16 protein-coding genes are annotated in these 20,813 nt (G+C 69.9%); 13 read left to right on the top strand and 3 right to left on the bottom strand.

Annotated elements, in window-relative coordinates; all coding sequences use genetic code 11:
- Window positions 1-116: 116 nt before the first annotated feature.
- From AB0O15_RS10325 to AB0O15_RS10315, 3 genes are read left to right on the top strand one after another with little or no spacing between them, the layout of a single operon-like run.
- Window positions 117-980 (top strand): IniB N-terminal domain-containing protein, encoded by an 864-nt coding sequence (locus tag AB0O15_RS10325; protein WP_364316642.1) that lies wholly within the window; start codon window positions 117-119, stop codon window positions 978-980.
- A 60-nt stretch (window positions 981-1,040) separates the two neighbouring features.
- The gene (locus tag AB0O15_RS10320; protein ID WP_364316640.1) at window positions 1,041-3,005 is read left to right on the top strand and encodes a GTP-binding protein; all 1,965 of its coding nucleotides are present in this window, start codon (window positions 1,041-1,043) and stop codon (window positions 3,003-3,005) included.
- Window positions 3,002-4,477 (top strand): hypothetical protein, encoded by a 1,476-nt coding sequence (locus tag AB0O15_RS10315; RefSeq protein ID WP_364316637.1) that lies wholly within the window; start codon window positions 3,002-3,004, stop codon window positions 4,475-4,477. Before AB0O15_RS10320 ends, AB0O15_RS10315 begins: the two co-directional genes overlap by 4 nt.
- Before the next feature lie 797 nt (window positions 4,478-5,274).
- On the opposite strand, the gene AB0O15_RS10310 is transcribed toward AB0O15_RS10315, so the two are convergent.
- Genes AB0O15_RS10310 through kynA form a run of 3 tightly spaced genes read right to left on the bottom strand, consistent with a single transcriptional unit; the run spans window position 5,275 to window position 8,263 of the window.
- The gene (locus AB0O15_RS10310) at window positions 5,275-6,210 is read right to left on the bottom strand and encodes an amidohydrolase (protein WP_364316634.1); all 936 of its coding nucleotides are present in this window, start codon (window positions 6,208-6,210) and stop codon (window positions 5,275-5,277) included.
- Window positions 6,207-7,418 carry an aminotransferase class V-fold PLP-dependent enzyme gene (locus tag AB0O15_RS10305; RefSeq protein ID WP_364316631.1) on the bottom strand — a complete coding sequence of 404 codons (1,212 nt, stop codon included), beginning with the start codon at window positions 7,416-7,418 and terminating at the stop codon, window positions 6,207-6,209. Before AB0O15_RS10305 ends, AB0O15_RS10310 begins: the two co-directional genes overlap by 4 nt.
- On the bottom strand, window positions 7,415-8,263 hold the full coding sequence (gene kynA / locus AB0O15_RS10300) for a tryptophan 2,3-dioxygenase (protein WP_364316628.1): 849 nt from the start codon (window positions 8,261-8,263) through the stop codon (window positions 7,415-7,417). The genes AB0O15_RS10305 and kynA overlap by 4 nt, the downstream gene beginning before the upstream one ends.
- Window positions 8,264-8,521: 258 nt before the next feature.
- Between kynA and AB0O15_RS10295 the strand changes: the two genes are divergently transcribed.
- The 10 genes from AB0O15_RS10295 to AB0O15_RS10250 all read left to right on the top strand — a co-directional run bounded on the left by AB0O15_RS10295 (window position 8,522) and on the right by AB0O15_RS10250 (window position 20,774).
- Window positions 8,522-8,989 (top strand): hypothetical protein, encoded by a 468-nt coding sequence (locus AB0O15_RS10295; RefSeq protein ID WP_364316626.1) that lies wholly within the window; start codon window positions 8,522-8,524, stop codon window positions 8,987-8,989.
- A gap of 15 nt (window positions 8,990-9,004) precedes the next feature.
- Entirely contained in the window at window positions 9,005-10,006 is a 1,002-nt protein-coding gene (locus AB0O15_RS10290) for a LacI family DNA-binding transcriptional regulator (protein ID WP_364316624.1), read from the top strand.
- Window positions 10,007-10,191: 185 nt separating this feature from the next.
- Window positions 10,192-11,541 (top strand): extracellular solute-binding protein, encoded by a 1,350-nt coding sequence (locus tag AB0O15_RS10285; protein ID WP_364316622.1) that lies wholly within the window; start codon window positions 10,192-10,194, stop codon window positions 11,539-11,541.
- Between the two features lie 76 nt (window positions 11,542-11,617).
- The gene (locus tag AB0O15_RS10280; RefSeq protein ID WP_364316619.1) at window positions 11,618-12,499 is read left to right on the top strand and encodes a sugar ABC transporter permease; all 882 of its coding nucleotides are present in this window, start codon (window positions 11,618-11,620) and stop codon (window positions 12,497-12,499) included.
- A gap of 10 nt (window positions 12,500-12,509) precedes the next feature.
- Window positions 12,510-13,478: a carbohydrate ABC transporter permease gene (locus AB0O15_RS10275; RefSeq protein ID WP_364316616.1), complete on the top strand. Its 969-nt coding sequence runs from the start codon at window positions 12,510-12,512 to the stop codon at window positions 13,476-13,478.
- Between the two features lie 37 nt (window positions 13,479-13,515).
- A complete protein-coding gene (locus AB0O15_RS10270) occupies window positions 13,516-15,093 on the top strand; it encodes a glycoside hydrolase family 13 protein (protein WP_364316614.1) in 1,578 nt (525 codons plus the stop codon).
- Window positions 15,094-15,101: 8 nt separating this feature from the next.
- Window positions 15,102-18,383 (top strand): CARDB domain-containing protein, encoded by a 3,282-nt coding sequence (locus AB0O15_RS10265; RefSeq protein ID WP_364316611.1) that lies wholly within the window; start codon window positions 15,102-15,104, stop codon window positions 18,381-18,383.
- A 63-nt stretch (window positions 18,384-18,446) separates the two neighbouring features.
- Complete coding sequence (locus AB0O15_RS10260) at window positions 18,447-19,256, top strand: transporter substrate-binding domain-containing protein (RefSeq protein ID WP_364316609.1); 810 nt, start codon at window positions 18,447-18,449, stop codon at window positions 19,254-19,256.
- A complete protein-coding gene (locus tag AB0O15_RS10255; RefSeq protein WP_364316606.1) occupies window positions 19,253-20,044 on the top strand; it encodes an amino acid ABC transporter permease in 792 nt (263 codons plus the stop codon). The genes AB0O15_RS10260 and AB0O15_RS10255 overlap by 4 nt, the downstream gene beginning before the upstream one ends.
- Complete coding sequence (locus tag AB0O15_RS10250; protein ID WP_364316603.1) at window positions 20,031-20,774, top strand: amino acid ABC transporter ATP-binding protein; 744 nt, start codon at window positions 20,031-20,033, stop codon at window positions 20,772-20,774. The genes AB0O15_RS10255 and AB0O15_RS10250 overlap by 14 nt, the downstream gene beginning before the upstream one ends.
- The last annotated feature ends 39 nt before the right edge of the window (window positions 20,775-20,813 follow it).

Here is a 20,813-nt window from a genome sequence, read left to right as displayed (position 1 = left end):
TCCGGCCGATAGGGGGCTCGGCCCCGATGCCCGGGGGTTGCCGGGAACCGTACGGTTGCCCCGGCGCTGATGACCGGCGCCACTCATGCACCACCCACAGTGGAGGAAAATCTCGAATGGATGCGTCGCCGACGTTGCAGGATTTCGTCCTGGATCTTCTCTACCGTCCGGAAGCCCGGACGGCCTTCGAGGCCGACCCGCAGGCGGCCCTTCAGCAGGCGGGCCTCGGCGACATCAGCCCGGTCGACGTGCAGCAGGTGCTCCCGCTCGTCGTCGATTACGCGCCGGTCTCCGGTGTCACCGAGCTCGGCGGCGTCGACGACCTGTCGCACGGGGTGGCGAACCTGGATGTCGCGGGCGCGGTCGCCCACCTCCAGACCATCACCGCGCACGCCGCGCTCTCGCCGGTGCAGAGCACCGTGCAGGACCTGAACGTGGGCGTCGCGGGCGTGCACACCGCGGCCGTCGGCCTGGGCGGCGACGACCTGCTGACCGGTTCGGTGTTCTCCGGCGGCGGCCTCAACATCCCGGGTGTCGGCGGCGTCAACACGGGCACTGTGGCCGATCTCTCCGTCGACCACGACCCGGCCCTCGACCTGGACGCCGGTGTGGCCGTCCAGGGCACGGTCGACGCGGTCCTCCCGGCCGCCGGTCACGTCCTTCCGGACACCGACCTGCGCCCGATCGAGACGCTGGACAACGTGGCCAATGTTCCGACGTCGCTCGACCTGAGCCACGTGACGGGCCTTGACGTGTCGGGCGTCGAGGGGGCAACCTCTTCGGTCGTATCGTCTGTGGTCAAGCCGGACCTGACGGACGATGTGGTGCACTCCGTGCACGGCACCGTCGCGGGCACGGTCAGCGGAACCGTCGACACGGTGCACGGCGTCACCGGCGGGCTGCTCGGTGGCACCGACGCGCACGCCGACACGGACACCGGGCACGGCGCCCTCGGCGGTCTCACCGACCTGCACCTCTGATCGGTGGCCCGTCCGGCGGACAGCCCGACATGACAGGCCGGAAGGGCAGGATTGGCGAGGATGGGTAACTGGGAGGCCGGACCCACGGCGTATGCGGGTCCGACCTCCCTCATCCCGCTGAACCGGGCGATGCCCGACCCGTTGCGGGCGGCCGACGCGCCGCTGTCGTGGCTGGACGTCATGGACGCGACCATCCGCGCCTGCTCCGCGCACGGTCGCGCGGAGATCGCCAACTGGCTCGCCCGGCGCCGCACCCGCATGCTCGAACCGCAGCTGAGGGTGCTGGTGGCCGGGGCCGCCAAACAGGGCAAGAGCCAGCTTATCAACGCTTTGATCAATGCGACCGTGTGCGGCGTCCCGGACCATGGCGGCACCACGGTGCCGGCGGTGATCCGGCACGCCGACTCGCCCGTCGCCGACCTGGTCCGTCGCGACTCCCCCAGCGCGGAGTGGATCGGCGACGTCGCGCTGCGTGACCGGATCCCGCTGGCGCTGGAACAGCTGGACACCGCGATCCTCCAGACCGCCGCCCGCCTGCCCGCGGCGACACCGCTGCACGCCGACATCGGCGTCCCGCGCGCGCTGCTCGCCGGCGGGCTGGTGCTGATCGACACCCCGCCGCTGACCGGGCTGCCCGGCCGCGGGGCCGACGCGGTCGCCCAGGCCCGCGACCTGACCACCGGCGCCGGCGCCGACCTGGTCCTGTTCACCTGCGAGGCCAACCGCGACCTGAGCGACGCCGAGATGGTGGTGCTGACCGACCTGGCCCGCCTCTTCCCGACCCTGATGGTCGTGCTGACCAAGGCCGACTACGCCCCCGACTGGCGGCACCACCTGACCCGCAACCGCGAGCGGCTGAGCCGCGCCGGGGTGCCGGCCTCGATCGCCGCGGTGTCCGCGTCGCTGCGGCTGCACGCGGTCAAGGCCGGTGACGCCGGGCTGAACACCGAGTCGGGCTTCCCCGACCTGATCGTCCGCCTCCAGCAGCTGCTCGCGGCCAAGCCCGACCAGCTGGCCACGGCCACGGCGGCGGTGCTCAGCCGGACCGTGCTCGAACGCCTGGCCAAGCCGTTGCGGGCACAACTGACCGCCGACCAGGCCAGCGAGGCATCCGAGGCGGTGGCCCGGCTGCACGCCACCCAGCGCCGGCTCGACGACCTGCGGCGCTGCACCGGCCGGTGGCAGAACAAACTGGCCGACGAGGTCGGCGACCTGATGTCGGACATCGAGCACGACCTGCGGGAACGGACCCGGGCGGTGCTGTCCGAGGTCGACGAGTTCTTCACCACGGCCGACCCGGCCAAGAACTGGGACGAGTTCGAGCCCTGGCTGCGCGAGTCGATCGAGGACCTGACCCGGACCAGCCTGACCTGGCTGGTCGAGCGGGCGCAGTGGATGGCGCGGAAGGTGGCCGACGAGTTCCCCCCGGACGCCGGTGACGTGCTGCCGGCCGAGATGTTCGCGGTGCCCGACGAACTGGTCGACGGTCCGGGCGGCCTGGACGCGCCGGCGGTGGCCACGTTCAGCGCCAGCCAGAAGCTGTTCATCGGGCTGCGCGGCTCGTACGGCGGCGTCATCATGTTCGGCCTGGTCACCAGCCTCACCGGGATGTCGCTGATCAACCCGATCTCGATCGGCGGCGGCGCGCTGTTCGGCGGCAAGAGCATCCGCGACGAGAGCAAGGCGCTGCTGAAACGGCGCCAGGTCGAGGCGCGGACGGCGGTGCAGCGCCACGTCGACGACATCTTCGTACGCCTCACCAAGGACGCCCGCGACACCGTGCGCCGCATCCAGCGCACCCTGCGTGACCACTTCACGGCCGTGACCGAAGACCTGCAGGAAGCCGTCATGGAGTCCCTGCGCAGCGCCAAGGCCGACGCCGACCGCGAGGTGGCGGCCCGCGACCAGCGCGCCCGCACCGTCCAGCACGAGCTGGCCCAGCTCTCCGCCCTGTCCCAGCAGTCCCGCGCGCTCGCCGCCGGCCCGAAACGCCAGGCGATCCCCGCGCAGCGCAGCGCGTCGTGATCGAGGACGAGGAGCTCGAGCAACGCGTCCACCGGCAGCTGGACCAGGCGAAACACGCCTACCGGGGCAACCTCGCGGCGTCCGCCCGGCTCGAGGAGGCCGCCGTACGCCTGGCCGAGCCGCTGCGCCTGGCCGTCGCCGGCCCGCCCCGATCCGGCAAGTCCACCCTGGTCAACGCCCTGATCGGCGACGACGTGGCGCCGGCCGCGCCGACCGACGGCCCGGTCACGTTCGCCTCTTACCAGGACGGCCCCGAGCCGCGGGCCTGGTGGTTCGCCGACGACCAACGGCCACACCAGGTGTCGATGGTCCGCACCACGCCCGGCCTGAGCCTGAGCACCGGCGCGGCTTCCTCCCCGCCCGGTCCCGACCAGACGCGCCGGGCCATCGTCGAGTGGCCGAGCCGCGCGCTGCGGCGTACCCGCATCGTGGACACCCTGGGCGGCCTGGCCGAGGGTGACGACCAGACCGGCGCGCAGCGCGTCTTCCACGAGGCCGACGCGGTCCTCTACCTCACCGGCCACCTCGACGAGTCCGACCTGAACTTCCTCTGGGCCGGCCGCGGCCTGCGCGGCCCGTCGGTGTTCCCCGTGCACGTGATCGTCGTCCTGTCCCGCGCCGACGCCACCTCCGGCGGCCGCCCCGACGCCATGATCACCGCCCGCCAGGTGGCCCGCCGCCGTCGCCGCGAACCGAGGGTGGGCGCCCTCTGCCAGGACGTGATCGCCGCGTCCCCCCTGATCGGCCACGCCGCCCGCATGCTGCACGAGGACGAGTTCCGCGCCCTGGCCGAGCTGGCCCGATACCAGCGGACCGACCTGGAGCCCTACCTGCTGTCGGCCGACCGTTTCACCGCCACCGACGCCATCCCCGGCGTCCCGGTCGAGAACCGCGACCGCCTGCTCCGCCGCCTCGGCCTGGGCGGCGTCCGCCTGGCCATCACCCTGGTCCGCACCGGCTGCACCACCCGGGCCGACCTGTCCGAACGCCTCCAGGAGTACAGCGGCCTCAAGGAACTGCAATCGGCCGTGGCCGAACTCTTCACCGCCCGCCGAGCCACCCTGAAAGCACGATCCACCCTGACCGTGCTCGACCACCTGCTGCGCACCGAACCCCCGCCCGGTCAAGGCGACCACCTGGCCGAGATCGAACTCCTGATGGCCGAGGTGCACCCCTTCCGCGAGCTGCGCCTGCTGTCCGCCCTGCGCTCCGGCCGCGTCGACCTGCCCGCGGAGTCGGCCGCCGAGGCCCGCCGCCTGCTGGGCGGCGCCGGCACCAGCGTCGGCGAACGCCTCAACATGCCCGCCGAGGCCACCGCCGACGACATCTGGTCCGAGGCCTACGCCGCCGCCGACCGCTGGCGCCACGAGCCCAACCGCCCAGGCACCACCCCCGCCCAGCGCCGAGCCGCCGAAATAGTCCTCCGCAGCTGCGACATGATCCTCACCTGGCTCGACGAAACCAACCTCTGACGCTCCTCCTCACCTCAAGATCAAGAGCTTGATGTCGCACCTCTTCGGCTCACCATCCCAGATCAAGATCAAGAACTTGATGTCGCACGTCGGTGGGTGGTTCTGACCGTCGCTCCCGGCCGAGGCCGGGCGCGCGGCTCCAAGGCCGTGACCGGCCAGAACAGAGCCGCCCACCCTTCATTCTGCGTAAGCAACCCCCTGCGGCGCTCCGCGCCAACCCACACCGGCCCCTTTGCTCTGAGCGCGTATGGGCAACACCCGGCCCAACGCCCTACCGCTCCGCAACAACGACTCGCCGGCCTGCTCTCGCTCTGAGCGCGCGGGACAGCCCGCCCATCCTCGACGCGCGACACACTTTTGCGTTCCGCATCAACAGAACTGGGCGCTGCTCTAAACGCGCATAGCCAACACCTTGACGCCCCGCCGCGCATCAAAGCCGGCGACTTCATGTCCGAGTCCAGCCCTTTGCTCTGAGCGCATATAGGCACCACCGCAATTTGCGTTCCACCCGAACAACCTCGCTTGCTCTGAGCACATATACGCATCACTTCGATGCAGCCTCCGGTTACGTGCAACTGCGGGTATGCATATATGCGCTCAGAGCAAAGGGAACGTTGAACGAAATAGCTCGGCCGAATCAGCGCGACTACACAGCGGCACCGCTTGGTTGAGGCAGGCACGGCACGGCAGTCCCAACCGGCACGATCGCGCCGCGACGCGACCGACACGGCCAGGATCGACCCGACCCGGCGCGACGGGCGGCTAAGGGGGCGACTGAGGCGGGGCTAAGGCGGGGGCTAAGGCGGGGGCAGGGGGCGGGCGGTGGACAGGGAATCGGCGAAGTGGGATGGGTCGAGGTTCAGGCCGGTGGGGATCCAGGTGGGCGGGAGGGTGGCGGCTGAGGGGGTCATGGCGGTGAGGATGTCGGCGGGGGGCAGGCCGGTGTGTTGGAGGGCGCGGATCTCGCGGGGGTTGATGCCGGGTACGAGAGGGCCGTTGCCCAGGTCGGTGCCGTAGTGGAGCTTTCCTCCGTACGAGAGGAAGCGCCGCAGGTTGGCGATGGCGGTCTCGCACGCGGGGGTGGGGGTGCCCCAGCCGTGGATGTCCAGGGTGCTGATCCACGTGGTCTGGGTGGCGGCCGCGCGGAGGACACCGTCGTCGAGGAGTGACGTCCAGGGGGTGTGGGCGAGCAGGTCGGCGCCGGCGGCGAGGGCCGTTTCGACCGTGCCGGGGCCTTCGCAGTGGACGATCAGCGGCAGGCCGGCCGCATGCGCGGCGTCCGCGATCGACGTCACTGTAGGCCGGGAAAGCAAGGGGCCGCCGGTGTGCAGGGTGACCTTGATGAACGAGGCGCCGGTCTGCTCGGCCACCGCTTCGGCGCCGTCAGCGGGAGAGTGGACGAAGCGGGAGCTTCCGGGTGGCGCCCAGGGGCGGTCGCTGGGGTAGCCGCCGGGCGCGGTCAGGAACTGCCTGGCGTATCGGACGCCGGGAACCGGGTCGGCGAATCCGCCCAGGTCCCAGACCTCGGTGATGCCGCCGGAGCGGATCGTGTCGAGGTCGGTCAGGGCCAGGTGCACGTGGGCGTCGGTCAGGCCGGGCAGCAGCGTTCCGGGGAGACGGCGGTCGGGGATCCCGGCGGCGACCGGCGTGCAGCCCGACGGGAGGACCGAGAGGAGGCCGCCGGGGACGAAGCCGCCGTCCCACCAGAGGGTGTCCGGCGCGAGGAGGGTCATGCGAGGTCGCGCAGGCGGGACAGTCCCTGGTGGACCTCGGCGAAGCTGGTGCTCAGGGGGGCCAGGCCGATCCGCAGGCCGTCGGGGCGGCGGTAGTCGGGGATCACGCCGTCGTCCCACAGGGGCTGGAGCAGGTCGCCGAAGCCGGGGCGGGACAGGGTCACGTGGCCGCCGCGCCGGGCCGGGTCGCGGGGCGAGGCGACGGTCACCCCGAGCGGCGCCAGCCACTCGTCGGCGATGTCGAGCACGTAACCGGTGAGCAGCGTCGACTTCGCCCGGACGGCCTCGACGCCGGCCTCGGCCAGCAGGTCGAGGCCGGCCTCCAGCGGGACCATGGCGAGGATCGGCGGGGTGCCGCTGAGCAGGGCGCGGATGCCGGGCGCGTACTCGTGGCCGTGGCCCATCTCGAACGCCGCCCGGTGGCCCATCCAGCCGCGGATCGGCTGGCGCAGCTCGTCCTGAAGACCGCTGCGGAGGTAGGCGAAGGCGGGTGCGCCGGGGCCGCCGTTCAGATATTTGTACGAGCACCCGACCGCGAGATCGACCTCCCAGGCGTCCAGCTCGATCGGCACCGAACCGGCCGAGTGGCACACGTCCCACATGGCCAGCGCCCCGGCCTCATGCGCGATCCGGGTGATCGCGGGAACGTCGGCGATCCACCCGGACCGGTAGGCGACGTGGCTGAACAGCACCAGCGCGGTCTGCGGACCGACGACGTCGGCCACCTGGGCCGGGTGGACGCCGGTCAACGGGTCGGTCTCGATCCAGCGCAGGGTCAGGCCCCGTTCCGCGGCGATACCTTCCAGCACGTACCGATCGGTGGGGAAGTTGTCGGTGTCGAGGACGACCTCGCGGCGGCCGGGGCGGGCGTCGACGGCGGCCCGGGCCAGCTTGTAGATCAGCACCGTGGTGGAGTCGGCGACGACGGTCTGGCCGGGCGCGGCGCCCAGGGCGAGCGACCCGAGGCGGTCGCCGATCCGGCCCGGCCACTCCAGCCACGCCTCGTCCCAGCCCCGGATCAACCGCGTTCCCCATTCGGCACGGATGAAGCGATCCATCCGCGCGGCGGTCTCGGCCAGCGGCTTGCCCAGCGAGTTGCCGTCCAGATAGGCCTGCACGCCGGGGGCGGGCAGGAACCGGTCGCGGTAGCCGGCCAGCGGGTCGGCGGCGTCCAGGGCCACCGCGCGGGCGGCGAGGTCGTCGGTCACCGGGCCGGCACCGCGATCTCGGTCCGGACCGCGTAGAGCTCGGGGAAGAACGTCAGGTCGAGGGCCTTGCGCAGGAAGTCGACGCCGCTGGAGCCGCCGGTGCCGCGTTTGAAGCCGATGGTCCGTTCCACCGTCTTGAGGTGGCGGAACCGCCAGAGCTGGAAGTTCTCCTCGAGGTCGACGAGTTCCTCGCAGGCCTCGTACGCCTCCCAGTACTGATCGGCCTGCTCGTAGATCTTCACGAACACCGGAACCAGGTCGGCGTTGTAGCGGTACGGCAGCGTGACGTCCCGTTGCAGGATCTCGGCCGGCACGTCGTGGCCGCGGCGGTGCAGGTAGCGCAGGAACTCGTCGTACACGCTGGGCGCCTCGATGGCCTCGGTCAGCATCGTCTTGGCGGCGGGGTCGTCGTCGAAGATCGACAGCATCCGGGCGTCCTTGTTGCCGAGGGTGAACTCGACGGCGCGGTACTGGTAGCTCTGGAACCCGGACGACGTGCCGAGGAAGCTGCGGAACTCGGCGTACTCGCTCGGGGTGAGCGTGGCCAGCACCGACCACTGCTCGGTGAGCGTGCGCTGGATGTGTTTGACCCGGGCCAGCCCCTTGAGCGCGGGCCGCAGGTCGTCGCCGGCCAGTTGCCGCAGCACCGCGCGCAGCTCGTGCAGGATCAGCTTGAGCCACAGCTCGGACGTCTGATGTTGCAGGATGAACAGCAGCTCGTCGTGGTGTTCGGGGGTGCTCACCGGATGTTGCGCGCCGAGGATCTCGTCCAGGTGCAGATAGCGCCCGTACGACAGATTGACCTTGAAGTCGCGGACGATCCCGTCTTCGAGCTGTCTCTCCATGATCCGAGGGTAGGCCAATCATCAAGATCAAGATCAAGAGCTTGATGTCGTAGCCGGGTGGGTGGTGCTGACCGCAGCTCCCGCCGAGGGCGGGCGCGCGGCTCCAGGCCGCTGGCGCGGCCAGAACGGAGCCGCGCACCCTTCATTCTGCGTGCGTGGAAAGAACTACGCCCGCTGACGTATGACGGATTACGTCGCGGGCGGAACGACGGGCGGCCGGGGCCAGGACAGCCTGGGGGCATGAAGCTGAGGCCGCCGATGCGGAAGCTGGTTCTGACCGTCCACGTCGTCACCGCGGTGGGGTGGCTCGGGGTTGATCTCGTGATGCTGACCTTCGGCATCGCGGGGCTGGCCGGCGCCGACCCGGACCTGGTCTACCCGGCGCAGAGCCTGATCGGGCGGGTGCTGTTCACGCCGCTGAGCGCGGTGGTCTGGCTGGTCGGGGTGCTGAACGCGCTGCTCACCCCGTGGGGCCTGGTCAAGCACTGGTGGGTGGTGGTCAAGCTGGCCGTCACCACGCTGATGTTGTTCCTGGTCACGTTCCTGCTCTACCCGCAGCTGAGCACGGGCGTGATCCCCGAGGGGCCGGACCGGATCAACCTGGTGGTGGCGCCGGCCGTGTCCACCAGCCTGATGATCTTCGCGACCGTGCTGTCCACTTACAAGCCGTGGGGTCGGTTCTTGCAAGCACGGGCGAAGCAGAGTTCAGTTCTTGCAGGAAGCTGACGTAAGCTTCCGGCTGTGACAAAACGACTGGCCGAGGTGGCCAAGAAGGCGGGGGTCAGCGAGGCGACCGTCAGCCGGGTGCTCAACGGCCGCAGCGGTGTCTCCGAGGCGACCCGGGCCTCGGTGCTGACCGCGCTCGACGTGCTCGGCTACGAGCGGCCGACCAAGCTGCGGGGCGAGCGGGGCCGGCTGGTCGGGCTGGTGCTGCCCGAGCTGCAGAACCCGATCTTCCCCGCGCTGGCCGAGGTGGTCACGGCCAGCCTGGCCCAGCGCGGGTTCACGCCGGCGCTGTGCGCGCGGACGATCGGCGGCGTGCCCGAGAGCGACTACATCGAGATGCTGCTCGACCATCAGGTGTCGGGCGTGGTGTTCGCCGGTGGGTCGTACGCGCTGGCCGCCGCCGACCACGGGCACTACCGCCAGCTGCTCGACCGCCGGATGCCGGTGGTGATGGTCAACGCCGGGGTGGACGGGCTGGGCTTCCCGCACATCTCGACCGACGACGCGGTCGCGGTCGAGCAGGCGTACGGCCATCTGCGCTCGCTGGGCCACGAACGGATCGGGTTGGTGCTCGGTCCCGAGGACCACATCCCGTCGCGCCGCAAGCTGGCCGCGGTGGCCAAGCTGGCCGGCTGGGACCGCCCGGACGAGTGGGTGGAACGCACCAACTTCTCGATGGAGAGCGCCCGGCTGGCCGCGGCCCGGCTGATCCAGCGCGGCATCACCGGCATGATCTGCGTGTCCGACGTGGTGGCCCTCGGTTCGATCCGGGCCGCCCGGCGGCTCGGCCTGGACGTGCCCGGCGACGTGTCGGTGGTCGGCTTCGACGACTCGGCCCTGATGACCTGCACCGACCCGCCGCTGACCACGGTGCGGCAGCCGATCGAGATGATGGGCCAGGCCGCGGTCGACCTGCTGGTCAACCAGATCGAGGGGTCCGGCGTGCAGCCGGACGAGCTCCTCTTCGAGCCGGAGCTGGTCGTCCGAGGGAGCACCGGGCCGGCAAAGGCCAGCTGACCAGCACATTCGCAAGCTTCGACGGGTGGACCGAGAGGTCCGCCCGTCTTTTTTGTGCCCTGGGCCACGAAAGTCAGGTTCTTTCGTAGCTCAGTGAACTTCTTGCGTAACAAGAAGAGACCAATTACCGTCACCGCTACGAAACATGAGACGTCGCCCATCACATAAACGGAAGGTTGCTCCCCATGCTGAGAAAGAGGCTGCTGGGCGCGTTGCTGATCGCCGGGCTCGCCCTGTCGGCGGCCGCCTGCGGCAACGACGACGCGGGCGAGGACAAGGCCGACGGCCCGGTCACCCTGGTCATCAACGGTCTGCCGCCGGCCACCGAGAAGGCGACCCACGACCGGTTCCTGGCCAACGTGGCCGCGTTCGAGAAGGCCAACCCGACGATCAAGCTGGAGGTCCGCGAGGGCAAGATGGACCCGCAGACGTTCCCGGCCAAGCTCGCCGGCGGCCAGTTGGAAGACGTCTTCTACGTCTACTTCACCGACCCGGCCAACCTGATCGCCAAGCGCCAGGTCGCCGACGTCAGCAAGTACCTCAAGGACTTCCCGATCACCTCGCAGCTCAAGCCCGAGGTGCTGAGGGTGTTCCAGGACGACAAGGGCGGCACGTACGGGCTGCCGTACAAGAACTACTCGATGGGCCTGCTCTACAACCGCGACCTGTTCACCAAGGCCGGGCTGAACCCGGACCAGCCGCCCGCGACGTGGGCCGAGGTCCGCGAGGCGGCCAAGAAGATCACCGCGCTGGGCAACGGCACCGTCGGGTACGGCGACTACAGCAAGAGCAACACCGGCGGCTGGCACTTCACCGCGGAGCTGAACTCGCTGGGCGGCGAGATGGCCGTCAACGAGAACGGCGCCTGGAAGGCCGCGTTCAACAACGAGAAGGGCAAGCAGGTCCTCCAGCAGCTCAAGGACATGCGCTGGACGGACAAGACGATGGGCCAGAAGCAGCTGCTGGAGTGGGCCGACCTGCTCAACCAGATGGGCTCCGGCAAGCTCGGCATGTACGTGGCCACCGCCGACAACATCCCGACCATCGTCAACCAGTACAAGGGCGAGTACGAGACGTACGGCCTGGGCCCGATCCCGGACGGCCAGGGCACCCTGGGCGGCGGCGAGGGCTACATGTTCAAGGCCGGGCTGAGCCCCGAGAAGATCCGGGCCGGCCTCAAGTGGCTGACCTTCTGGTTCACCTCCGCGGACAAGTTCGCCGACGAGAACAAGTGGGCCGGCGAGACCGACCAGCCGGTCGGCCTGCCCGAGCCGGCCATCTACACCGGCGCGGCGGCCGAGAAGCAGGCGGCCGCGGACAAGCAGTACGCGAACGTTCCGCAGGCCAACTACGCGCCGTTCGTGGCCGGCATGGCCAAGATCCCGGTCAAGCTCGAGCCGCCGAACGCGCAGCAGGTCTACGCCGTGCTCGACGTCGCCATGCAGAAGGTGCTGACCGACGCCAACGCCGATCCGGCCAAGCTGCTCGCCGACGCCGAGACGCAGGTCAACCAGATCCTGCAGAGCGTCAAGTGATACCCGGGCCGCCGTCGGCACGCCGACCGGCGGCGGCCCGTCTCCACTTCGTAGAAAGGCAACAACCGTGGCGGTGATGACGGCGGCGCGGGCGCGCCGGCGGATGGCGGACAACCTTCTCGGGTACGCGTTCCTCGCGGCCGGCCTGCTCTGCTTCGGCTTCTTCTCGTGGTACCCGCTGGTCAAGGGCGTCGTCCTGAGCTTCCAGCAGGACAACTTCGTGATCCCGCCGTTCTGGGTCGGCCTCGACAACTACCGGGCGGTGCTCGACGACCCGCTGTTCTGGACGGCCTGGAAGAACACCATCCTGTTCACCGGCCTGGCGCTGGTCTTCGGGTACGCCGTCCCGTTCGTGATCGCCATCCTGCTCAACGAGTTCCGCCACCTGACCGGCCTGTTCCGGGTCCTGGTCTACCTGCCGGTGATGCTCCCGCCGGCGGTCGCGGTGCTGCTCTGGCGCTCGTTCTACGACCCGGGCGAGGGCCTGTTCAACACGCTGCTGGGCGGCGTCGGCCTGCCGCCGTCGCAGTGGGCGCAGGGCTCCAGCACCGCGATGATCTCGCTGGTCCTGGTCTCCACCTGGGCCAACATGGGCGGCGCGACGCTGATGTACCTCGCCGCGCTGCAGGGCATCCCGGGCGACCTCTACGAGGCGGCCGAACTGGACGGCGCGAGCGTCTGGCAGCGGATCCGGCACGTGACCGTCCCGCACATGCGCTTCATCATGCTGGTCCTGCTGCTGCTCCAGATCATCGCCACGATGCAGGTGTTCATCGAGCCGTTCCTGCTGACCGGCACGTCCAGCCCCGACACGATCACCGTGATGGTGCTGATCTACCGCTACGCGTTCAAGGTCCAGAACGACTTCGGCATGGCCGCCGCGATGAGCGTGCTGCTCTTCGTCGTGCTGGGCGCCTTCTCCGCGCTCTACCTGCGCCTGACCCGGTCCGCGGACTGAGGAGCCCGACATGACGCTCACCGCACCGCCCCCGCCCGCGCTCACCGAGGTGGCGGCCGCCCCGACCGGCCCCAGGCGCCGGCGCCGCACCCGGGGAAACGGCTCGGGCACCCGTACCCTCATCTCGGCCATTGATCTGAAGCGCCATCGGGTCGCCTATCTGGTGGCGATCACGGTGACCATGCTGCTGTTCGCGGCGGTCTTCCTCTATCCGATGTGGTGGATGGCCACCAGCGCGCTGCAGACGCCGGCCGAGCTGGCCGAGGGCAAGGCGATCGTGCTGCCGTCGTCCTGGCACCCGGAGAACTACGCCACCGCGTGGACCACCATGCGGATGGGCAAGTTCTTCCTCAACACCGCGTTCTACGCGCTCGGCGGCTGGCTGATCCAGCTCGTCGTCGACGTGCTCGCGGCGTACGCGCTGAGCAAGCTCCGGCCGATCTTCAGCCGGATCGTGCTCGGCGGGATGCTCGCCAGCCTGATGCTGCCGGCCTCGGCGCTGCTGGTGCCCGCCTACCTGACCGTCGCCGACCTGCCGATCTTCGGGTGGAACCTGCTGAACACCCCGTGGGCGCTCTGGCTGCCGGCCGCCGCCAACGCCTTCAACGTGTACGTGCTCAAGCGGTTCTTCGACCAGATCCCCAACGACCTGCTGGACGCCGCGGCGATCGACGGCGCCGGCCGGTTGCGGGTGCTGTGGTCGATCGTGCTGCCGCTGTCCCGCCCGGTCCTCGGCGTGGTGTCGATCTTCGCGATCATCGGCATCTGGAAGGACTTCCTCTGGCCGCTGCTGGTGCTCCAGGACCCGGAGAAACAGACGCTGAGCGTGGCCCTGGCCCGGCTCGCCAACACCAGCCAGGTGCCGCAGACCGAGTTCATGGCCGGGCTCGTGATCGCCTCCGTACCCATGATCGTCATCTTCCTGATCTTCCAGCGCAGCATCATCGGCGGGCTCTCCGCGGGGTCCATGAAGGGCTGAGTCCCTTCCTGGTTCCACAACAAGGAAAGAGGTAGCAGTGGCTGACCATGACCCGTGGTGGCGAAATGCTGTGATTTATCAGATCTATCCCCGCAGCTTCGCGGACTCCGACGGCGACGGCGTCGGCGACATCGACGGCATCCGCGCCCACCTCCAGCACCTGCGCGGCCTCGGGGTCGACGCGATCTGGATGAGCCCGTGGTACCCCTCCCCGATGGCCGACGCCGGCTACGACGTGGCCGACTTCCGGGACATCGACCCGGTGTTCGGTGACCTCGCCGCGGCCGAAGCGCTGATCACCGAGGCGCACGCTGTGAACATCCGCATGATCGTCGACATCGTGCCCAACCACATCTCGTCCGCTCACCCGTGGTTCCAAGCGGCGCTGGCTTCTCCGGATGCGCCGGAACGCGAGTACTTCTGGTTCCGGCCGGGGCGGGGCGACCGCATGCCCACCGACTGGGTCGGCGAGTTCGGCGGCACGACCTGGACCCAGGCGCCGGACGGCCAGTGGTACCTGCATCTGTTCACCCCGGAGCAGCCCGACCTCAACTGGGAGCACCCGGACGTGCGGGCCGAGTTCGAGAGCATCCTGCGGTTCTGGTTCGACCGGGGCGTCGACGGCATCCGGATCGACTCGGCGGCGCTGCTGCTCAAGGACGGCACCCTGCCCGAGGTGATCGACGGCGAGCCGCATCCCTTCCACGACCTGGACGGGGTGCACGACGTCTACCGGGCCTGGCGGCGGGTGGCCGACTCCTATCCCGACCGCGCGCTGATCGGCGAGGTGTGGATGCCGGACGTCTCCCGGTTCGCGAAGTACCTGCGGCCGGACGAGCTGCACGCCGCGTTCAACTTCGACTTCCTCGGCTGCGCCTGGGAACCCAAGCTGATGCGCGAGTGCATCGACCGGACCCTCGCCGCGCACGAGACGATCGGGGCGCCGGCCACCTGGGTGCTGTCCAACCACGACGTCACCCGGCACGTCACCCGGTACGGCCGCGCGAAGACCACGTTCAGCTTCGAGGAGAACCTCGACGGCACCCCGGTCGACCTGGAGCTGGGCACCCGCCGCGCCCGGGCCGCCGCGCTGCTGTCCCTCTCGCTGCCCGGCGCCACCTACATCTACCAGGGCGAGGAGCTGGGCCTCTGGGAGAACGAGAACATTCCGGCCGACGCCTTCGTCGACCCGATGTGGCAGCGGCGCGGCCACTCCCGGGACGGCTGCCGGGTGCCGCTGCCCTGGTCCGGTGACGAGCCGCCGTTCGGCTTCAGCACCGGCACGCCCTGGCTCCCCCAACCCGCCGAGTGGAAGGACCGCACGGTCCAGGCCCAGTCCGGCGACCCGAGTTCGATGCTGGAGCTCTACCGCGCGGCGATCCATCTTCGCCGTACGGAGGAGGGACTGCATCGGAGCACGATGGCCTGGCTGGACGCCGCGCCCGGAGTGCTCGCCTACACCCGCGGATCCGCGTTCGCGTGTGTGCTCAACATGTCCGGCATTCCCGTCCCCCTGCCGGATCACCACTCCTGCCTGCTGGCCAGCGGCCCGCTCGACGGCACCCTGCTGCCGCCGGACGCGGCCGTCTGGCTCCGCCTCCACCCCGGGAAGTAGGTACCCCCATGATCCGCTCCCTGGTCGCAGCCTCCGTCGCGGCCGCCACCGTCCTCCTCGTCCCCACCGCCGCCCACGCCGCCGGTCCCAACCTGGCCGCCGGCAAGGCCTTCACCGCCAGCAGCTCGGTCCAGGCCTACCAACCCGGCAACGCGGGCGACGGCAACACGTCGTCCTACTGGGAGAGCACCAGCAACGCCTTCCCGCAGTACCTCCAGGTCGACCTGGGCGCCTCCACCAGCGTCAACCAGGCCGTCCTGAAGCTTCCCCCGGCGACCGCGTGGGACACCCGCACGCAGACGCTGAGCATTCAGGGCAGCGCCGACGGGTCGTCGTTCAGCACTCTGTCGCCCTCGGCCGGGCGGGTCTTCAACCCGGCCACCGGCAACGCCGTGACGATCGACCTCAGCTCGGCCGCCGTCCGATTCGTCCGGGTCGCCATCACCGCCAACACCGGCTGGCCGGCCGGGCAGCTGTCCGAGCTCGAGGTCTACGGTCCCGGCGGCACCGACCCCGACCCGCCGCCGCCGGCCGGCAGCAACCTGGCCGCCGGCAAGCCCATCGAAGCCTCGTCGGTGACGCAGAACTTCGTCGCGGCCAACGCCAACGACGACAACACCGGCACCTACTGGGAGGGTGGCGCGTACCCGGCGACCCTGACCGTCAAGCTCGGCGCCAACGTCGGCACGTCGTCGATCGTGGTCAAGCTCAACCCGGACCCGGTCTGGGGGCAGCGGACGCAGACGTTCTCGGTGCTCGGGCGGGAACAGAACGCGTCGGCCTTCACCACGCTGGTGGGCTCGGCGACGTACACGTTCAATCCGTCCACCGGCAACACCGTGACCGTTCCGGTCAGCGCGACCGCCGCCGACCTGCGGCTCAGCTTCACCGGCAACTCGGGCGCGCCCAGCGGCCAGGTCGCCGAGTTCCAGGTCTTCGGCACCCCCGCGCCGAACCCCGACCTGACCGTCACCGCCCTCTCCGCGTCGCCGTCGGCGCCGGTCGAGACCGACGCGATCACGCTGTCGGCCACGGTCCGGAACGCGGGCAACGCCGGGTCGCCGGCCAGCAACGTCAACTTCTATCTGGGTACGACCAAGGTCGGCACCACCAACGTCGGCGCGCTGGCGGCCGGCGCCTCGGCCACGGTGACCGCGAACATCGGGGCGCGGAACGCGGGAACGTACGCCCTCCGCGCGGTCGTCGACGAGGCGAACACCGTGGTCGAGCAGAACGACGCGAACAACGCGTTCACCGGCTCCGCCCTGACCGTCTCCCCGGTGGCCAGCTCGGACCTGGTCGCCTCGGTGGTCACCTGGTCGCCGAGCAACCCGTCGGCCGGCAACTCGGTGGCGTTCAGCGTGACCATCCAGAACCAGGGCACCTCGGCCTCGGCCGGTGGCGCCCACGGCATCACGCTCACCCTGCTCAACGAGTCGGGCGGCACGGTGCAGACGATGACCGGCTCGTACACCGGCACGCTCGCGCCCGGCGCCTCGTCACCGGCCATCAGCCTCGGCAGCTGGACGGCGGCCAACGGCAAGTACACGGTTCGCGTGGTGCTCGCCAACGACGCCAACGAGCTGCCGGTCAAGCAGGCCAACAACACGTCGGACCGGACGTTCTTCGTGGGGCGCGGCGCCAACATGCCGTACGACATGTACGAGGCCGAGGACGGCCAGACCGGCGGCGGCGCCCAGGTGCTGGCCGCGAACCGGCGGATCGGCGACCTGGCCGGCGAGGCGTCCGGGCGGCGCGCGGTGACCCTGCCGAGCACCGGCTCGTACGTGCAGTGGACCACCAAGGCCAGCACGAACACGGTGGTCGCCCGGTTCTCCATCCCGGACGGCACGACCAGCTCGATCAACGTGTACGTCAACGGCTCGCTCAACAAGACGCTGCCGCTGACCTCGAAGTACGCGTGGCTCTACGGACCGGAGGCACAGCCGCAGAACTCCGGCACCGGGCCGCGGCACATCTACGACGAGGCGAACATCATGCTGACCGGCTCGTTCCCGGGCGGCAGCACGATCAAGCTGCAGAAGGACGGCGGCAACGCGGGAACCATCACCATCGACTTCATCAACACCGAGCAGGTCGCCCCGATCGCCAACCCGAACCCGTCGACCTTCGTGGTGCCGGCCGGCTTCGACCACCAGTCGGTGCAGAACGCGCTGGACGCCGCCCGTCAGGACACCAGCAAGGCCGGCGTCTACCTGCCGGCCGGTGACTACGCGACGAACAGCAAGTTCAGCGTGTACGGCCGGGCCATCCAGGTGGTCGGGGCCGGGCCCTGGTACACCCGGTTCTTCACGCCGCAGAACCAGACCGAGACCGACGCCGGGTTCCGGGCCGAGGCCTCGGCCAACGGCTCGACGTTCAAGAACTTCGGGTTCTTCGGCAACTGGACGATCCGCCAGGACGGCCCCGGCAAGGTGTTCGACTTCAACAACGTGGCCAACATGACCGTCGACAACATCTGGACCGAGCACCAGATGTGCCTCTACTGGGGCGCCAACGTCGACAACATGGTGGTCCGCAACTCCCGGATCCGGAACATGTTCGCCGACGGCATCAACATGACCAACGGCAGCACCGGCAACCTGATCGACAACGTCGACGCCCGGGCCACCGGGGACGACAGCTTCGCGCTGTTCGCCGCGATCGACTCCAACAACCAGCAGCAGACCGGCAACGTCTTCCAGAACCTGTCCAGCACGCTCACCTGGCGCGCGGCCGGGCTGGCGGTCTACGGCGGCCAGGGCAACACGTTCAAGAACATCTACATCGCCGACACCCTGGTCTATTCGGGCGTCACGATCGCGTCGATCGACTTCGGCATCCCGATGCTCGGCTTCGGGTCCACGCCGACGACCAACTTCGACAACATCTCGATCGTCCGGGCCGGTGGGCACTTCTGGGGTCAGCAGACCTTCCCCGCGCTCTGGGTGCACAGCGGTGAGAAGGAGCTCCGCGGCATCCGGATCAGCAACGTCGACATCGTCGACCCGACCTACCACGGCATCATGTTCCAGACCAAGTACTCCAGCCCGACCACGCCGCTGCAGCCGATCACCGACACCGTGTTCACCAACGTGTCGGTGAGCGGCGCCCAGAAGAGCGGCGACGAGTTCGACGCCAAGTCCGGCTTCGGCATCTGGGCCAACCCCGGCCCCGAGCAGGGTCAGGGCCCGGCGGTCGGCTCGGCCACCTTCACCGGTCTCCGCCTCTCGAACAACTGGCGGGACATCGAGAACACCACGTCGACATTCACCATCAACCGCAACTGAATCGTTCTCCGGGGGTGGCCCAGGCCACCCCCGGAATCCCTATGTGATCGGTAGGGTGATCAGATGCGTCGATACTTTCTTTCCGCGGCCGCCGTGGCGGTCCTGCTGATCCCGGCCGGCTGCGCCAAGAAGGACACCAGCGGCGAGTCCGGCGGGGTGACCCTGGTCAAGGCCGGCACGATCACCACCTGCACCCACCTGCCCTACCCGCCGTTCCAGTCGAAGGACGCCTCGGGCAAGGTCGTCGGCTTCGACGTCGCCCTGATCGACCTGGTGGCCAAGAAGCTCGGCGTGACGCAGGCGATCGTCGACACCCCGTTCGAGGGCATCAAGTCGGGTCAAGACCTGAACACCGGCAAATGCGACATCGCCGCGGCCGGTATGACCATCACCGACGAGCGCAAGAAGGTGCTCAACTTCTCCGAGCCCTACTTCGACGCCACCCAGGCGCTGGTCGTGCTCACCGGCAAACCGTACAAATCCCTGGCCGACCTGAAGGGCAAGCGGCTCGGGGTGCAGGGCGACACGACCGGTGAGGCGTACGTCAAGGAGCAGGTGAAGAAGGACGGCCTCGACGTCGAGGTGGTGTCGTACAAGGACCTCGGCTCCGAACAGCAGGCGCTGAGCACCGGGCAGATCGAGGCGGCCGTCGGCGACCTGCCGGTGTGGAACGACTACATCAAGAAGAACCCCGGCAAGGTCGAGGTGCCGACCGGCTTCGACACCGGCGAGCAGTACGGGTTCGCGCTCAAGAAGACCGGCGACCCCGACCTGCTGAAGACGGTCAACGAGGTGCTCACCGCGTCCCGCACCGACGGCACGTACGACGCGCTCTACGCCGAATGGATCGGCCCCAAGCCGGCGGCCAAGTGAAGGTTCGCGCCCGGCGGCGGCTGACCCGAGGCATCGCATACGCGGTCTTTGTCAGCGTCCTGCTCCTCGTGGTGCTGGCCGCCGACTGGGGCCGGCTCGCCGAGGCGTTCCTGCGCCCCGACGTGGCCGGCTCCATGTTCCCCGGCGTGGTCACCACGGCCCTGGTCAACACCCTGATCTACACCCTGCTGGCGTTCGTGTTCGGCCTGGTCGTGGGCCTGGCCCTGGCGTTGGCCCGGTTGTCGTCGGTGGCGCCGTACCGGTGGTTCGCGACGGCGTACATCGAGATCTTCCGCGGCCTGCCCGCCCTGCTGGTGCTCTTCCTGGTCGGCTACGGCATCCCGCTGGCCTTCCCCGACCGCGAGATCCCCGGCGGCCTCTTCGGCTCGGTGACGGTCGGGCTCGGCGCGACCGCGGCGGCGTACACGGCCGAAACCCTGCGCGCCGGCATCCAGGCCGTCCCGCGCGGCCAGACCGAGGCGGCCCGCTCGCTGGGCATGTCGCCGACCCGCGCGATGATCTCGATCGTCCTCCCGCAGGCGCTGCGCATCGTCCTGCCCCCGCTCACCAACGAGTTCGTCTCGCTGACCAAGGACACTTCGCTGGTGTACGTCCTGGGCGTCACCGCCGGCACCATCGAGCTGACCAAGTACGCCGGCGACGCCCTCAACCAGCAGGTCAACGCCACTCCCCTGGTCGTGGCGGGCCTGCTCTACCTGGTCATCACGCTGCCGCTGTCCCAGGTGGTCCGGCTGCTGGAGCGGAGGTCGGCCCGTGCCGTTCGTTGAGATCCGTGACCTGCACAAGTCGTTCGGCGACAACGAGGTGCTGCGCGGCATCGACTTCGACGTCGAGGCCGGCGAGGTGGTCTGCCTGGTCGGCCCGTCCGGCTCCGGCAAGTCCACCCTGCTGCGCTGCGTCAACGCCCTCGAGGCGGCGACGTCCGGCTCGGTCACCGTCGACGGCGTCGAGCTGACCGACCCCGACACCGACCTCGACGCCGCCCGCCGCCACATCGGCATGGTCTTCCAGCACTTCAACCTCTTCCCCCACCTGACCGTGCAGGGCAACATCACCGTGGCCCAGCGCCGCGTCCTCCGCCGCTCGTCGTCCGCGGCGGCCGCCGAGGCCCGCACCCAGCTCTCCCGCGTCGGCCTGGCCGACCGCGCGACGGCCTACCCCGGCCAGCTCTCCGGCGGCCAGCAACAGCGAGTCGCCATCGCCCGGGCCCTGGCCATGCACCCCGGCCTGATGCTCTTCGACGAGCCCACCTCGGCCCTAGACCCCGAACTGGTCGGCGACGTCCTCACGGTGATGCGAAAACTGGCCGAAGAGGGCATGACCATGATCGTGGTGACCCACGAGATGTCCTTCGCCCGAGACGTGGCCAGCCGAGTCGTCTTCATGGACGCCGGCCGCATCATCGAGACCGGCCCACCCGCCGACGTCCTGGCCAACCCCCAACACGAGCGCACCCGCACCTTCCTCCAGCGAGTCCTCCAGCCCGGTCGCGGCTGACAGCCCGTTCCCGCGCCCCCGACCGACCCGCTCGTCGCG

Origin of the sequence: Actinoplanes sp. NPDC089786 (genome assembly GCF_040684855.1) — a bacterium.
Lineage (GTDB): Bacteria > Actinomycetota > Actinomycetes > Mycobacteriales > Micromonosporaceae > Actinoplanes.
Note: the sequence above shows the minus strand (reverse complement) of the source record. Positions and strands in the feature narration are given on the sequence as shown.

What these genes read in the sequence shown, in the direction of transcription:
- AB0O15_RS10325 (WP_364316642.1), top strand. Translation starts at nt 117, where the DNA reads ATGGATGCGTCGCCGACGTTGCAGGATTTCGTCCTGGATCTTCTCTAC.
- AB0O15_RS10320 (WP_364316640.1), top strand. Translation starts at nt 1,041, where the DNA reads ATGGGTAACTGGGAGGCCGGACCCACGGCGTATGCGGGTCCGACCTCC.
- AB0O15_RS10310 (WP_364316634.1), bottom strand. Translation starts at nt 6,210, where the DNA reads ATGACCCTCCTCGCGCCGGACACCCTCTGGTGGGACGGCGGCTTCGTC.
- kynA (WP_364316628.1), bottom strand. Translation starts at nt 8,263, where the DNA reads ATGGAGAGACAGCTCGAAGACGGGATCGTCCGCGACTTCAAGGTCAAT.
- AB0O15_RS10295 (WP_364316626.1), top strand. Translation starts at nt 8,522, where the DNA reads ATGCGGAAGCTGGTTCTGACCGTCCACGTCGTCACCGCGGTGGGGTGG.
- AB0O15_RS10285 (WP_364316622.1), top strand. Translation starts at nt 10,192, where the DNA reads ATGCTGAGAAAGAGGCTGCTGGGCGCGTTGCTGATCGCCGGGCTCGCC.
- AB0O15_RS10280 (WP_364316619.1), top strand. Translation starts at nt 11,618, where the DNA reads ATGACGGCGGCGCGGGCGCGCCGGCGGATGGCGGACAACCTTCTCGGG.
- AB0O15_RS10275 (WP_364316616.1), top strand. Translation starts at nt 12,510, where the DNA reads ATGACGCTCACCGCACCGCCCCCGCCCGCGCTCACCGAGGTGGCGGCC.
- AB0O15_RS10265 (WP_364316611.1), top strand. Translation starts at nt 15,102, where the DNA reads ATGATCCGCTCCCTGGTCGCAGCCTCCGTCGCGGCCGCCACCGTCCTC.
- AB0O15_RS10260 (WP_364316609.1), top strand. Translation starts at nt 18,447, where the DNA reads ATGCGTCGATACTTTCTTTCCGCGGCCGCCGTGGCGGTCCTGCTGATC.